16 protein-coding genes are annotated in these 14,021 nt (G+C 73.6%); 12 read left to right on the top strand and 4 right to left on the bottom strand.

What is annotated here, in order from left to right:
* The first annotated feature begins 84 nt into the window (after nt 1-84).
* From GA0070616_RS18430 to GA0070616_RS18440, 3 genes are all read left to right on the top strand, one after another.
* Nucleotides 85-1,338 (top strand): sensor histidine kinase, encoded by a 1,254-nt coding sequence (locus GA0070616_RS18430; protein WP_091084198.1) that lies wholly within the window; start codon nt 85-87, stop codon nt 1,336-1,338.
* 23 nt (nt 1,339-1,361) lie between these two features.
* Entirely contained in the window at nt 1,362-2,075 is a 714-nt protein-coding gene (locus tag GA0070616_RS18435; protein WP_425413002.1) for a response regulator, read from the top strand.
* A 234-nt stretch (nt 2,076-2,309) separates the two neighbouring features.
* On the top strand, nt 2,310-2,714 hold the full coding sequence (locus GA0070616_RS18440) for a hypothetical protein (protein ID WP_091084206.1): 405 nt from the start codon (nt 2,310-2,312) through the stop codon (nt 2,712-2,714).
* 180 nt (nt 2,715-2,894) lie between these two features.
* On the opposite strand, the gene GA0070616_RS18445 is transcribed toward GA0070616_RS18440, so the two are convergent.
* Nucleotides 2,895-3,677, bottom strand: coding sequence for a D-Ala-D-Ala carboxypeptidase family metallohydrolase (locus tag GA0070616_RS18445; RefSeq protein WP_091084210.1), 783 nt, complete (start codon nt 3,675-3,677; stop codon nt 2,895-2,897).
* A gap of 312 nt (nt 3,678-3,989) precedes the next feature.
* On the opposite strand from GA0070616_RS18445, the gene GA0070616_RS18450 reads away from it, so the two are divergent.
* Nucleotides 3,990-4,631 (top strand): DUF6642 family protein, encoded by a 642-nt coding sequence (locus GA0070616_RS18450; RefSeq protein WP_091091072.1) that lies wholly within the window; start codon nt 3,990-3,992, stop codon nt 4,629-4,631.
* A gap of 115 nt (nt 4,632-4,746) precedes the next feature.
* A complete protein-coding gene (locus GA0070616_RS18455; protein WP_091084257.1) occupies nt 4,747-5,211 on the top strand; it encodes a PPOX class F420-dependent oxidoreductase in 465 nt (154 codons plus the stop codon).
* A 45-nt stretch (nt 5,212-5,256) separates the two neighbouring features.
* Here GA0070616_RS18455 and GA0070616_RS18460 read toward each other — a convergent pair whose 3' ends face one another.
* The 3 genes from GA0070616_RS18460 to GA0070616_RS18470 form a co-directional block, all read right to left on the bottom strand.
* Nucleotides 5,257-6,687, bottom strand: coding sequence for a M28 family peptidase (locus GA0070616_RS18460; RefSeq protein ID WP_245712823.1), 1,431 nt, complete (start codon nt 6,685-6,687; stop codon nt 5,257-5,259).
* A 102-nt stretch (nt 6,688-6,789) separates the two neighbouring features.
* Nucleotides 6,790-7,431 carry an NAD(P)-dependent oxidoreductase gene (locus GA0070616_RS18465; protein WP_091084260.1) on the bottom strand — a complete coding sequence of 214 codons (642 nt, stop codon included), beginning with the start codon at nt 7,429-7,431 and terminating at the stop codon, nt 6,790-6,792.
* A gap of 54 nt (nt 7,432-7,485) precedes the next feature.
* The gene (locus GA0070616_RS18470; RefSeq protein ID WP_091084264.1) at nt 7,486-8,718 is read right to left on the bottom strand and encodes a serine hydrolase domain-containing protein; all 1,233 of its coding nucleotides are present in this window, start codon (nt 8,716-8,718) and stop codon (nt 7,486-7,488) included.
* Nucleotides 8,719-8,790: 72 nt separating this feature from the next.
* Between GA0070616_RS18470 and GA0070616_RS18475 the strand changes: the two genes are divergently transcribed.
* From GA0070616_RS18475 to GA0070616_RS18505, 7 genes are all read left to right on the top strand, one after another.
* Nucleotides 8,791-9,384, top strand: a complete 594-nt coding sequence (locus GA0070616_RS18475) for a pentapeptide repeat-containing protein (protein ID WP_091084269.1) — start codon at nt 8,791-8,793, stop codon at nt 9,382-9,384.
* Between the two features lie 73 nt (nt 9,385-9,457).
* Entirely contained in the window at nt 9,458-10,216 is a 759-nt protein-coding gene (heR, locus tag GA0070616_RS18480; RefSeq protein ID WP_091084273.1) for a heliorhodopsin HeR, read from the top strand.
* Between the two features lie 108 nt (nt 10,217-10,324).
* Nucleotides 10,325-11,275, top strand: a complete 951-nt coding sequence (locus tag GA0070616_RS18485; RefSeq protein ID WP_175440122.1) for a hypothetical protein — start codon at nt 10,325-10,327, stop codon at nt 11,273-11,275.
* A 77-nt stretch (nt 11,276-11,352) separates the two neighbouring features.
* Nucleotides 11,353-11,790: a nitroreductase family deazaflavin-dependent oxidoreductase gene (locus GA0070616_RS18490; protein WP_091091076.1), complete on the top strand. Its 438-nt coding sequence runs from the start codon at nt 11,353-11,355 to the stop codon at nt 11,788-11,790.
* A gap of 100 nt (nt 11,791-11,890) precedes the next feature.
* Entirely contained in the window at nt 11,891-12,214 is a 324-nt protein-coding gene (locus tag GA0070616_RS18495) for a hypothetical protein (protein ID WP_091084278.1), read from the top strand.
* A 331-nt stretch (nt 12,215-12,545) separates the two neighbouring features.
* The gene (locus tag GA0070616_RS18500; RefSeq protein ID WP_091084283.1) at nt 12,546-12,827 is read left to right on the top strand and encodes an adhesin; all 282 of its coding nucleotides are present in this window, start codon (nt 12,546-12,548) and stop codon (nt 12,825-12,827) included.
* A gap of 154 nt (nt 12,828-12,981) precedes the next feature.
* Entirely contained in the window at nt 12,982-13,869 is an 888-nt protein-coding gene (locus GA0070616_RS18505) for a sulfotransferase domain-containing protein (protein ID WP_091084286.1), read from the top strand.
* The last annotated feature ends 152 nt before the right edge of the window (nt 13,870-14,021 follow it).

The following is a 14,021-nucleotide window of genomic DNA, read 5'->3' on the forward strand; positions in this document are numbered from 1 at the left end:
TGCGGTGATCTGCACCAAGGTCGGCATTCCGGCATCGACTTTGGTAGCTGTCGGCCGGGCCGTCCGGCTGCCTAGCATGGTCGCGTGACCAGTGCGGCCGTCCCGGAGTATCCCTGGCTGCTGCCCGGCTCGCTGTCCGTCGAGCAGGCGCCGGCAGGGCGGCGGGCGCGGCGCACCACCCGGGACTGGATCGTCGACACCCTCTGCTTCCTGGGCTCCGTGGGCTGGGTGCTGCTGGTCACCGCGGACGCGCAGCGGGCAGCGCCCGAGTTCGCCGTCGCGCTGCCGGAACGGTGGATGATCCCGGCGGACGCGGCACTCGGGCTGGTCACCAGCGTGCTGCTGTGGTGGCGGCGACGGTGGCCGGTCGCGTTGGCGGTGGCCACCCTGCCGCTGACCTTCTTCTCGATGGCGGCGTCGATCGCCCTCGTGATCATCTACTTCACGGTGGTGGTGCACCGGCCGTGGCCGGTCGCGATGCTGTTGACCGGTGCCGGCCTCGTCACCAACCTGGTGTTCGCCCGGCTGCGACCGGACCCGACCCTGTCCTACTGGGAGACGGTCGTGTTAGGGGTGATCATCAGCGCTGCCGTGCTGGCGTGGGGCATGTTCGTGCGCGCCCGGCGACAACTGGTGGTGTCGCTGCGCGAGCGCGCCGAACGGGCCGAGGCAGAGCAGCAGTTGCGGGTGACCCAGGCCCGGCAGTTGGAACGCAACCGGATCGCCCGGGAGATGCACGACGTGCTCGCCCACCGGATCTCCCTGCTCAGTCTGCACGCCGGGGCGTTGGAGTTCCGCCCGGACGCGTCGCCGGAGGAGGTGGGCCGGGCCGCCGGGGTGATCCGGAGCAGCGCCCACGCCGCCCTGCGGGACCTGCGGGAGGTGATCGGCGTGCTGCGGGCGGAGAACTCCCTCGGCGGGCGGCCGGAACGGCCCCAGCCCACGCTCGACGAGTTGCCCGCACTGGTCGAGGAGTCCCGGGCGGTCGGCGTACGCGTCGGGCTCGACGACCGTCTCGTCGAAGCCGGCCGGGTTCCCGAAGCCGTCGGCCGCGGTGTCTACCGGATCGTGCAGGAGGGGCTGACCAACGCCCGCAAGCACGCCCCCGGGACCGCCGTCACCGTCACCCTGGCCGGCGGGCCGGGGAAGGGCCTGAGCGTGGAGGTCCGCAACCCGTGGCCGGTCGGCGGGACGGCCCGGGGGCGGATCCCCGGCACCGGCACGGGGCTGGTCGGCATCGGCGAACGGGTCAGCCTGGCCGGCGGGCGACTGGAACACGGCCGCGACGACACGGGTGACTTCCGGCTCGCCGCCTGGCTGCCGTGGCCGGCGTCGTGAGCGGGCCGGCGGGGTCGCCGCCCGTGTCGGTGGGCGGGGCGGGGCGGAACCCGACGGGCGCGGAGCAGGCACCGACGGATCGGCCGGTGCGGGTCCTGATCGTCGACGACGACGCGCTGGTCCGGGCCGGGCTGTCGATGATCCTCGGCGGGGCGTCCGACCTGCTGGTGGTGGGCGAGGCGACGGACGGCACCGAGGTGCCCGCCGCCGTGGCGGCGTGCGCGCCGGACGTGGTGCTGATGGACATCCGGATGCCCCGGCTGGACGGCCTGGCGGCCACCGAGGCGCTGCGCGCCGGCCCCCGGTCGCCGGAGGTGCTGGTGCTGACCACGTTCGACGCCGACGAGGAGGTGCTGGGTGCCCTGCGCGCCGGGGCCAGTGGCTTCCTGCTGAAGGACACCCCGCCGGTGGACATCGTGCGGGCGGTGCGGCGGGTCGCGGTGGGGGAGGCCACCCTGTCACCGACAGTGACCCGGACGCTGATCTCACACGTCACCGCCGGTCCTGGCCCCGATCCGCGCCGCGAAGAGGCGGTCCGGCTGCTCGCCGGGTTGACCGAGCGTGAACGTGCGGTCGCCGTGGCGCTCGGCCGGGGACTGACCAACGCCGAGATCGGCAGGGAACTCTTCATGAGCGTGGCGACGGTCAAGGCGTACGTCTCGCGGCTGTTGACCCGCCTCGACCTGAACAACCGGGTGCAGGTGGCGTTGCTCGTGCACGACGCCGACCTGGCCTGACCGCCGCCCTCGCCGGTCGGCCGGACCTGCTGTCACCTCACGGGTCGGGCGGACCTGCTCTCGCCCCTGGGTCGACGGACGCCCGGCACGGGTCGGCGGGTCGGCGGGTCGGCGGGTCGGCGCGAGCCTCGACCGTCGGGCACCGGGTTGAACCTTCCCGGGTCGGGAACCGTACCAGTGGCCGAGGATGTGGCGCGTCCGCCACCCACCTACCACAGCTGCGGGAGGCCTGCCGTGCGAGTTGGTGAGCAGTCGACGGATCCCATCGATCAGATTCTGGGCGAGGTGCCGGTGCCGGCGTCGTTGACCCCCGAAGACGTCCGGCTCGCAGTCCGGGCGGTGGTCGTGCACGCGGCTGAGGAGTGGCCGAGTGGGCCGCTGTGCCGCAACGACGGCGCGACATTCCCGTGCCGGCTGCACCGCTGGGGCCGGCGGGTGCTGCTGGCCCACGGGCTCAACGAGCGGCAGCTCGACGCTCTCATCCGGCACGGCAATCCGTTCGTGCGCGTGCCGTTCCCGTTCCTGGTCAACGGCCCCCGGGTCGCCGCGACCGGGGCACGCCCGGGGGTACGGCCCGTAGCCGCCGGCCGGCCGGCGGCACCGCCTTCCGTCGCGCCGCGCTGGCCGCGGGCGAGCTGACTTCCGTCGCGCCGCGTTGGCCGCGCGGGCGGCTGAGCGGGTTGCCGGCGCTGGCGGCGGGCTGAGTGGCCACCGGCCGCGGTGGCGGGCTGAACGCCAGCCAGCCGGCGCGGGGACGGCACGACGCCGGCCCGGACGCGAGGGGTGCCCTCCGCGTCCGGGCCGCGTGGCAGGCCCGGTTCAGTTGTTGCCGACCCCACAGTTCGGCGCGGACCAGCTGGTGGTGTTCGAGGTGCGGTCCCGGTTGTTCTCGCGCCGCGAGTCCAGGTGGACGTGGTCGCCGTGGTCCCGGGTGCCGGGGCCGAGGATGCCGCTGAAGCCCCGGTAGCGGGCGTCGCGGGCGAGTTGGCACAGCGAACGGCTGCGGGAGACCACGTCGGCGGCGTTGCCGTACAGGTGCTGGCTGTCCGACGCTCCGCCGACCCGCGCGTTGCAGGTGCGGCTGCGGAAGCCGCTGGTGACGATGATCGGGCGGTCGCCGAGGCTCTTGCGCATCGCCTCCAGCTTCCACATGGTGCGCAGGGCGTTCTGCCGGGTCTGCGCCTCGGTCAGCGGGCCCCCGCGCCAGCCGCCCCGGCCGCAGCCGTCGTCCATCTCGCTCCAGCTGAAGTGTCGCGGCGTGCAGTCGTCGTCCTGGATCTGGTAGAGCTTGCCGAAGGTCTCCGGCCCGGCGATCCCGTCGACCCGCAGCGCGTACGCGGCCTGGAAGCGGCGCACCGCCGCCGCGGTCTTCGGCCCGTAGATGCCGTCGTTCTCCACGATGTCCCGGTAGCCGGCCCACCCGGCGACCCGGATCTGCAACTGCCGGACGTCGGCCCCCGAGGTGCCCTGACCGAGCATGCGGTTCCAGGTGTAGCAGCTGTCGGCATGGGCCGCTGGCGCGGCGACCACCGCGGCGATCGCGGCACCCGGCAGGGCCAGGGCGAACGCGACGACGGCCCGCTTCAGGTTGTTTACACGCACAGAAGTCCTCCCGATAGGAGAGCGAATGGGGTGTCGACCCGGGACTCCGACATGCCGTCCCGCGAATTACACCCTCGCACCCGAGAGGTCCGGTGGTGGCCGATAACGAGAATTGTCCTCGCGATTCGCGGTTCCTGGTACTTATCTGGGAATTGGGGCCAAACGCGAACCGCCCATTCCACGGCAATGGCGTACGCGGCAACACAGCCGGGTCGCAGTGACGCGCAACGACGCAGACAGGGCCAGCCGGGGCCATGTTCCCGGTGGCCGGCCGGCCGGTAACGTCAGCCCGGGTCGACCCGGGAGGTGGCGGTGGCGCGCGGCGGAATCTTCTGCGTCGAGGGGCAGTGGCACCGGGACCTCAACGAGCGCGGGTCGGTGCTGCCGACCCTGGAACTACTGGAGCGTCTCGGTCGGGTCCGGTTCATCCACAAGGACGCGGCCACCCGCGACGAACTGTTCTACTTCGTCGACCGCTGGCTGCTCAAGCAGTACGCCGACCACCGGGTGGGCTTCTTCGCCATGCACGGCGAACCGAGCCGGCTCTGCCTCACCGACCGGCACTCGGTCGAGTTGGCCGACCTCGCCGACCTGATGGCCGGCCGGTGCGAGGGCCGACGGCTGTACTTCGGCAGTTGTTCGGTGCTGCGCGCCTCCGATGCCGCGCTGCGGGAGGTCCTCGCCGTCACCGGCGCGGCACTGATCTGCGGCTTCACCCGTGAGGTCGACTGGGTCGAGTCGGCCGCCTTCGAGACGGTGTTGCTGGACGTGCTCGCCAACGGTCAGCGGCACAACGCCGCCGAACTGCGGATGGGCTCGGCGCACTGGTCGCCGCTGGCCTCGTACCTGGGTTTCCGGGTGATCTACGCCAACGGCCGGGCCTGGCGGCCGACCGGACGGCTCCGGGTGCCGGCGCAGGCGCAGGTACGCCGCGCCGCCGCGCGGCCCCGCTGAACCCGGCCGGCGGCCCCCGCGCCGCCGCGCGGCCCCGCTGCACACCGGCCCGGCCCGCCGTTGAACCGGCCGGCCGCCCGGCGGGCCCGGCACCGCCGGCTGGTAGAAACGAACGATGGCACGCACCATCGCGACGAACACCCGGGTCGACCGGGCCGGCCTGCTCGACTTCATCCGCCCCCGGCACCGGGTGATCCTGATGACCACCCGCGCCGACGGTCGCCCCCAGTCGTCCCCCGTCTCGGCGGGCGTGGACGCCGAGGGCCGGCTGGTGATCTCGACCTACCCGGAGCGGGCCAAGGCCAGCAACGTCCGCCGCGATCCGCGGGTCTCCGCGTGCGTGCTCTCCGACGACTGGGACGGCCCGTGGGTGCAGGTGGACGGCACCGCCGAGGTGCTCGACCTGCCGGAGGCGCTGGAGCCGCTGGTGGAGTACTACCGCAGCATCTCCGGCGAGCACCCCGACTGGGACGACTACCGACAGGCCATGGTGCGTCAGGGCAAGTCGTTGATCCGGGTGACCATCGACGCGTGGGGCCCGGTCGCCACCGGTGGCTTCCCCGCCCGGCTGGCGGACTGACCCGGCGGGTGGGTACGGCCGGACCGCACCCACCCGCCGCCGGGGTCAGCGGGCCGTGGCGTACGCGGCGCAGCCGATCAGCTCCATCGACACCTGGAGCCGCTCCAGGCTGATGTTCTTGGCGATGGTGTCCTCCGGGCTGTGGTACGGCGGTTCCAGCAGCGCCGGCGACTCCTCGCCCCGCCAGGAGAAGTTCGCGCTGGCGATGCCGACCTCCTGGAACGACTGGTGGTCGCTGGCACCACGGCGGGTCACCGGCGAGATCCGGGGTTCGTAGCCGAGCCGGGTGGCCGCCGCGCCGACCTCGTCGGTGGCCCGGTTCGCCTCGCCGGTGAACGACAGCAGCCAGTAGCGGGTGGCCGGGTCCCAGCTCGTGGCCACCATGTCGTTCTGATAGACGGCGAGGATCCGGTCCCGCTCGGGCTGCGGCAGCTGGGCGACGTAGTGGCGGGAGCCGATCAGCCCCTGCTCCTCGGAACCCCACAGCGCGAAGCGGACGGTCGCGTCCACCGGCACCGCCCGCAGCACCCGGGCCAGTTCCAGGCACAGCACCGTGCCGGAACCGTCGTCGTTCGCGCCCGGCGCACCGATCACCGAGTCGTAGTGGGCGCTGACCATGACGACCGGGCCGTCCCGGCCGGACCGGCCACGCCGCTCGCCGAGCACGTTGTGCGAGGTGAGGTTGCGATGCGCCGTCGTGGCGACGGTCAGCTTGAGTGGGCCGGCGGACAGCAGGTCCCGCAGCCGGTGCTTCTGCGCCTGCGCCACGCCGACCACGGGGATGGGCAGCGGCGTGGTCGCCGACGCCGGCAGCGTGGGCGAGAAGGCCGAGGCGCGTCGGGGCGCCACCAGGTCGGCCGGCAGGAACACCAGGGCCGCGGCGCCCCGCGCCACCGCCGTGGCGGCCAACTGCTCCCGCTGAGCCGCGAGGTAGTCGACCAGCACGATCCGACCGGTGACGTCCGGCGGGTAGTCGTCGGGCGTACCCGCCCCGACGTCGACGACACCGCCGGTGACGGCGGTGTCCAGCGCGGCGTGCGGGCTGGCGCCGACCTGCCAGTTGAGGTCGGTGGGCAGGCCCGCCGGCGAGCTGAGCTGGGCGAGGAACTTGTCGGCCACGGGGAAGGGTTGCAGGCTGGTGTCGTAGCCGAACCGGTCGAGCTGGCAGGCGATGTAGTGGGCGGCCCGGCGTTCGGACGTCGTGCCGCCGATGCGGGGGCCGATCTCCTCGGACAGCTCCCGCAGGTGTTGCAGGGCCCGTCGGGTGGACAGGCGGGCGACGACCCGGCGGTCCTGCGGCGTGAGCCGGGGCGGCCGGTGCGCGCCGGGGCGCTGGTCGTCGGCGGCCCAGGCGGGGGCGGGCAGCGCCACGGTGGCGGCGCCCCCGAGGGCGACGGTGAGCATCCGGCGCCGGTTCAGAGCGGTGGACGGGGACGAGTCTCGCGGGGGTGGCACGGTGTCGTCGAGCGAAGCCACTGGGGCGCCCTCCTGATCCGGGTGGGCCCCGGACGTCAGGGGTGCGACGCCCGGAGCACAGAGACCCGAATCTATCCGGTGGGCTCCCGCTGCTCAAGATCCTCAGTAGCCGGCGGTGAAACGCGCGTTACCGAAGCGCGGATTCTCGATCTCGTCGACGACCGCCACCGCCAGGTCCTCGTAGCTGAGCACCGAGCGGCCCTGGCCGTCCACCACCGGGTGGTCGGTGCCGGTCCGGTAGTGGCCGGTGCGCTGCCCCGGATGGAACTCCAGCGGCGGAGGCGACAGGTAGGTCCAGGTCACCCCGTCGGCCGAGGAGCGGTAGAGGTCCAGAGCCGCCGCCTGGCCCAGCGCCGCGTCCCGGTACTCCGCCGGGAAGTCCGGCTCGTCGAGGAACCGGCCGCCGCTCGGGGCGATCAGCGTGGCGCCGCCACCGACGTGGACGACGCGCGGGGCCGCCGGCATGTCGCGCAGCACCCCGACGATCGTGGCGGCCGCGTCCCGCCACAACTCCCGGTCACCGCCCCCGATCGCCACGACCAGGGCGTCGGCGTCGGGAGCCAGCTCCTGGACGCTGCGTTCGCTGGTGGCGTCCCCGGTGACCACGCGGACACCGGCCGGCAGGTAGGTCACGGCCTCGGGTCGGCGGACGGCCGCGGTGACCCGGTGCCCCCGCTGGTACGCCTCCACGACGATCCGCGACCCCGCGGTGCCACCGGCCCCGAACACGACGACGTTGCTCACGACCCCAGGCTAGGTAGCCGGCCCGCCGGCCGTCCGCGGAACGCCGATCCCGCGTCAGTCGACCAGGGCCGCGTACACGAGTTGGCGTAGCTGCGAGCGCAGCGGCCAGGTGCTCGACGGCATGAGCTGGGTGAAGAACAGGGCGGTCAGCTCCTCCGTCGGGTCCACCCAGAACGCGGTGCTGGCCACCCCGCCCCAGTAGAACTCGCCCACGCTGCTCGGCCCCCGGCTGGGGATCGGGTCGTCGACCACCGCGAAGCCGAGGCCGAAGCCGATGCCGTCGAAGGTGGTCTCGGCGAACCCGCCGGTGGACAGGGTGCCCAGGTCCTGCCCGCCGGGCAGGTGGTTGCGGGTCATGAGGCGCACGGTGCGGGGGGCGAGCAGGCGCACCCCGGCCACCTCGCCACCGCGCAGCAGCAACTGGGTGAACCGGTGGTAGTCGGCGGCCGAGGAGATCAGCCCGCCGCCGCCGGACAACAGCATCGGTTTCGTGTACGCCGCGTCGCCGAGCTTGTCGAAGCGCACCGCGCGGCCGGTGCGCGGGTCGGGGGCGTGCAGCGCGGCCAACCGGGCGGACTCGTCGCCCTCGACCCACCAACGGGTGTCGGTCATGCCCAGCGGGCGCAGGATCCGGTCGGCGAAGAAGGCGTCGAGGCTCTGCCCGGAGACGACCTCGATCAGCCGCCCCAGCACGTCGGTGGCGACCGAGTAGCCCCAGGCGGTGCCGGGCTGGAACAGCAGCGGCAGCTCGCCGAACACCTGGCAGGCGGTCGCGAGGTCGACGTCCGCCGGGGGGTGCAGGTCGTAGCCGGCCGCCCGGTACAGGCTGTCGACCACCGAGGTCTGCATGAAGCCGTACGTGAGGCCGGCCGTGTGGGTGAGCAGGTGCCACACCCGGATCGGCTCGACCGCCGGCACGGTGTACGGCTTGAGCGTCGAGCCTTTCGAGTAGACCCGCAGGTCGGCGAACTCGGGCAGCCAGCGGCTGATCTCGTCGGTCAGCTCGAAGCGGCCCTCCTCCCACAGCATCATCGCCGCGACCGAGGTGACCGGCTTGGTCATCGAGTAGATCCGCCAGAGGGTGTCCGCCTCCACCGGCAGCCCCGCCTCGCGGTCCCGCAGCCCGTGGGTCGAGGAGTGCGCCACCTCGCCGCGGCGGGTGACCACCACCTGCCAACCGGCGAGCCGGCCGTCGTCGACGTACCTGCCGAAGTGTTCGTCGATGCGCGCCAGCCGCGCCGGGTCGAAGCCGATCTGGTCCGGGTCGATGCTGCGTGCCACGCTCACGAGCAGAACCTACCGGCGGGTACGCCGGTGCCGGAAGACCGGTACGTCGGTGACCGCCGTTAGCCTCGTCGCATGCCGGAGCTGATCGAGGGCGTGGCCTTCCGCGACGAGGACTGGTACGCCGAGGAACTGGTCGACCGGCACTTCGTCGGCTGCTCGTTCCAGCGGGTCGACCTCACCGAGGCGGTCAGTCGGGGTGCCGTGTTCGACGGCTGCACCTTCGGCTCGGTGTCGTTCAACGTCTCCCGGCACACCGATTCCGCGTTCACCCGCTGCGTGTTCACCCGCTGCAACCTCTTCGAGGCCGAGTTCACCGGCTGCAAGCTCGTCGGCAGCACCTTCGACCGCTGCGACCTGCGTCCGCTGGTGGTGACCGGCGGTGACTGGTCCTTCACCACCCTCGCGGGCGCCGACCTGCGGGGGGTGCGGATCACCGGCGTACGGCTGCGGGAGGCCGACCTGGCCGGGGCCGACCTGACGGGCGCGACGCTGACCGGAGCGGACCTGTCCGGCGCGCAGTGGCGGGGTGCCCGGCTCATCGACGCGGACCTGCGCGGCAGCGACCTGACCTCGCTCGACCCGGGCGGGGCGCAGGTGGCCGGCGCGGTGATCGACGCCGCGCAGGCCGTGCTGGTCGCCCGAACCCTCGGCTTCGAGGTGCGCTGACCCGCGCACCCCGCAGGGTGAACCTGCCCGGCATCGCCCGTCCGGCGGGCCGGTCCACTCCTAGGGTGCGGTTATGGCGACAGGGACGCGCGACCGGTACAGCGGGCTGCGGTGGTTCAACGTGGCCGTCGGGGTGCTGCTCGCGGCCGAGGCGGCCTGGATGTGGGCGGCGAGCAACGACCTGGAACTGCCCGTCACCGCGTCCTACCTGACGGCCGACCCGGTGACCCTGCGCGACCCCACCCTGCCGGAGACGGCGTTCCGCATCCCCATCGGTCCGGCGGTGGCGGTGTTCCTGCTGCTCGCCGCCGTCGACCATTTCCTGGTCGCGGCGCCCGGCATCAACCGCTGGTACGCGCGCCACCTCGACCGCCGCGCCAACTACGCCCGCTGGATCGAGTACTCGGTCAGCGCCTCGCTGATGATCGTGCTGATCGGGCTGTTCGTCGGCATCCGCGACCTCGCCGCGGTGATCGGGCTGTTCGCGGCGAACACCGCGATGATCCTGTTCGGACTGCTGATGGAACGGCAGCAGACGCCGGGCCGGGCGGACTGGAGCGCCTTCTGGTTCGGCACCCTGGTCGGCCTCGCCCCCTGGCTCGCGATCGCCCTCTACGTCGCCCAGCCGCCGGAGATTCCCGGCTTCGTGTGGGCGATCATCTTCGTGCAGCTCCTGCTGTTCGCCAGCTTCGCCGTGGTGATGGCCCTCCAGTACGCCCAGATCGGCCGCTGGCGCGACTACCGGGTCGGCGAGGTGTCGTACATCCTGCTCAGCCTCGGGGCGAAGTCGGCGCTGGCCTGGATGATCTACTCGAACGTGTTGCGGAGCTGAGCCGTCGCACAGGAAGCCGTCGGGTGACAAAGGGGACCCCCCTTGGCGGCGAAGCCCACCCGGTGCGACTGTGGAGCGCTCAGACAGTCGCCGGAGTGTGGAGGATCCGTGCCGCACGACCGTTTCCCGCATGCGCGCTCCCGCGCGTACCGTGCCGTCCGGGCGGCGCGTCGCCGCGTCCCCCGGCACCGGCCCGGCCCGGCGCACGACCCGGTTCCGCCGACGGGGACCCGCAGCGCCGAACGGCGCACCGCCCGCGCGCGGCAACGCCGCCGGTGGGCGGCGGAGGGAACGCTGGCGTTGCTGTGCGTGGCGGCGCTCGTCGCGTACGCGGCGTCGACCGGCCCCGACGAGCCCACCGGCGATCCGGGCGGCGTTCCCGCCGAGGCGGGCCCACCCGGTCTCCCCGTCCTGCCGAGCCGGGACACGTCCGCCGGCCTCGTGTCGCCGGGTCTGCAACCCCGCGAGCGGTCACCGAGCCCCAGCCCCACCCCCGCGTCGCCGTCACCGGTGCCGCACCTGCTCACCCTGAGCCACGCCGACGTGCCGGCCCGCGTCGACCTCACCGCGAGAGGTGGCCGCGACTGGCTGCACTTCGGCCTGCGCGGCGCGGGGGCGACGGTTCGCAAACGGGACGGCTCGGGCGAGATCCGCGACGACGGCGGCAGTGGCGACCGGGCCGCGTGGGACGCCAACCAGGAGACCGTCGGCTGGCGCGACGGGGTGCCCGTCCGGTCGGTCGCCGAGACCACCACGGGCGTCTTCACCTGCGGGGTGGGCAGCGGTTTCGCCCTGGCCGTCACCGCCGACGGGCAGCCGCGCACCGCGCAGGTCTACCTGGGGGTGTGGATGGCCGGGGGGCGACTGGCGGCGCGGCTGTCCACCGGCGGCCCGACCCGCACCGTCCGGTTGTCCGAGCCGCACACGAGTCGGTCCGCCGAGGTCACCGTCCGGTTCCAGGCCCCGCCGGGGGCGCGGTTGGTGCTGACCTGGATCGCCGAGGAAACGCACAGCCCCGACTGCGGCGCGGTCACCCTCCAGGCGGTCGCGCTGCGCTGAGCGGTGACGCCACCCGGCGGGCGACGTCGGCGGGGGGTAGCGTGGGTGCCGACACCACGGACGACCCGGGAGGACCGATGACGGCCGGCGAGCAGGTGCTGGACAGCCCCGAGGGCTGGGTGGCCGACCACATCCAGCGGTACGTCGCCACCGATGGCGCCGACGGTCACGAGTGGCGTCCGGGCGTCTTCACCCTGCTGCTGACCACGCGGGGCCGCCGCAGCGGCACACTTCGGCGCACGGCCCTGATCTACGGTCGGGACGGCGACTCCTACCTGATCGTCGCCTCGCAGGGCGGCGATCCGAAACATCCGGCGTGGTATCTGAACCTGCTGGCCGAACCGGAGGTGCTGGTGCAGGTCGGTGCCGAACGGTTCACCGCACGGGCGCGTACGGCCACGGCGGCGGAGAAGCCGCGGATGTGGACGACGATGGTCTCGATCTGGCCCCCGTACGACGACTACCAGGCCAAGACCGACCGGGACATTCCCGTGGTGGTGCTCGACCGGGTCTGACCCGGAAGGCGAACGGGGACAGTTTGTCCGTCGCGGGCGAGCCGTTGCGGCCTACCGTTCCGCTGTCCCTGACCGACCGTCCACTCAGGAGCTGAGCCCGATGAGCAGCAGTACCCCGCGTCCGTCCACCTCGCCCACCACCGGTGAGCCGGCGGGGGCGGTGCTCCAGGACATTCCCCTGCCGCCGTACGTGACCGCCGAGGACGCGCAGTTCGCCGTCCGGGCCGTGGTGGTGCACGCACCCCGCCGGTGGTCCGGCGGCACGGTCTGCCGCAACGACGCGAGCCCTCACCCGTGCCGGCTGCACCGCTGGGGCGCCCGGGTGCTGGCGCTGCGCGGGCTGCGCGACGCCGACATCGCGGCCCTGGTCGAGCGGGGCGACCCGACGGCGGTGGCTCCCCGCCCGCACCGCCCGGGCGCCTGAGCCCCCGGGCGGTGCAGACGGAGCCGACCGGCCACAGCCAGGAGAGTCGGCCGGCCACATGACCGGTCGGCCACAGCCAGGATGACCTGGCCGCCGGCAGGATTGACCCGTCTGCTTACCCCTTCCAGGCGGGACCATGCCACCCTCGATGGAATGATCGATCTCTATTTGACGGATGCTCCGACACGGGGCAACGTGGGCGGTGCAGGGGCCTCTCGTCTGCCCCGACGCGACGGCCGTAGCCGCTCGCCCGCCCCGGAGCAGGGGCACCGGCCCGCCGGGCCGGCCCGGTCCGTGCCGCGATCCGCCACATTCCACGAGGAGTTCCGCCATGCTCACCATGACCGACAACGCCGTGCTGGTCATCCGTGACCTCGCCGCCCAGCAGGACGTCCTGTCCGACGGGGGCGTGCGCATCGCCGCCGACATGACGGCGGGCTCACTCACCGTCGAGTTGGTCGAGGCACCCGCCGACGGTGACCAGGTGGTCGACAACCAGGGTGCCCGGATCTTCCTCGACTCCGACGCCGCCGAACTGCTCGGCGACGCCTCGGTTGACGCGTCGGTCGACGACGAGGGCATCATCCAGTTCGGGTTCACCGAGAAGGAGTGACAGTCGCGGGCCGGCCGGGTGACTCCGGTCAGTCCGCCCGTACCGTGCCGCCGGCCTCCCCGTTCCTCCTCCGCGAGCCATCCCGGCCGACCGGGGGGCGGTGCGGGTTCGACCGGGCACGCGGCGCGACGGCAGGGCGACTAGGGTGGTCCGGATGACCGACGAGCCGCACCGCTACCGGTCCCCCGACGAGGACAGCGCCCGGTGGCGCGGATTCCCGTTCCGCGACGGTGACATCGTGGTCAGCACCCGCTCCAAGAGCGGCACCACCTGGATGCAGATGATCTGTGCGCTGCTCGTGCTGCGCACCCCGGAACTGCCGGTGCCCCTGGCGGAGCTGTCGCCGTGGCTGGACTGGCTGGTCGAGCCGCGCGACGACGTGTTCCGGCGGCTGGCGGCCCAACGGCACCGCCGGATCGTCAAGACCCACACACCCCTCGACGGCGTGCCCCTCGATGCCCGGGCCCGCTACGTGGTGGTCGCCCGCCACCCGCTGGACATGGCGGTGTCCCTCTATTACCAGGCCGCCGACAACCTGGACCAGCGGCGGTTGCGGGAGTTGACCGGCTCCGCCGCCTTTGCCGACCGGCCGAAGCCCCGGCCCACCGTGGACGAGTGGCTGGCCCGTTGGGTGGACGACGACCCCGATCCCCGCGCCGAGCTGGACTCCCTGCCCGGAGTCCTGTGGCACCTGGGCGATGCCTGGGGCCGCCGGCACGAACCGAACGTGCTCCTCGTGCACTACGACGACCTGTCGACCGACCTGGCGGGGCAGATGGGCCGGCTGGCGGCCTGGCTGGAGCTGGACCCGCCCGCCCCGGAGCTGGTCGAGGCCGCCACCTTCGACCGGATGCGGGAGCGGGCCGACCGGCTCGCCCCCGACCCGGCCGGGATCCTCCTCGATCGACGGGCCTTCTTCCGCCGGGGCCGGTCCGGGCAGGGCCGGGAGGTCCTCGCCGCGCCGGCGCTCGCGCGCTACCGGGCCCGCGTCGCGGACCTGGCTCCGGCAGACCTGCTCGCCTGGTTGCACCGCGCACCCTGACCCACGGCCGGCACCACAGCCAGCATCGGCCGACACCCGTTCGACCGCGTCGGGGCCGGCACGGCGCAGAGCGACCCGGGGCCGAGCGCACCGGGGCGGCACGGCGCAGAGCGACCCGGGGCCGGCACGGTGCAGGGCGCACCGGCGTGGCT

It is taken from the genome of Micromonospora nigra, from assembly GCF_900091585.1.
Classification (GTDB): domain Bacteria; phylum Actinomycetota; class Actinomycetes; order Mycobacteriales; family Micromonosporaceae; genus Micromonospora; species Micromonospora nigra.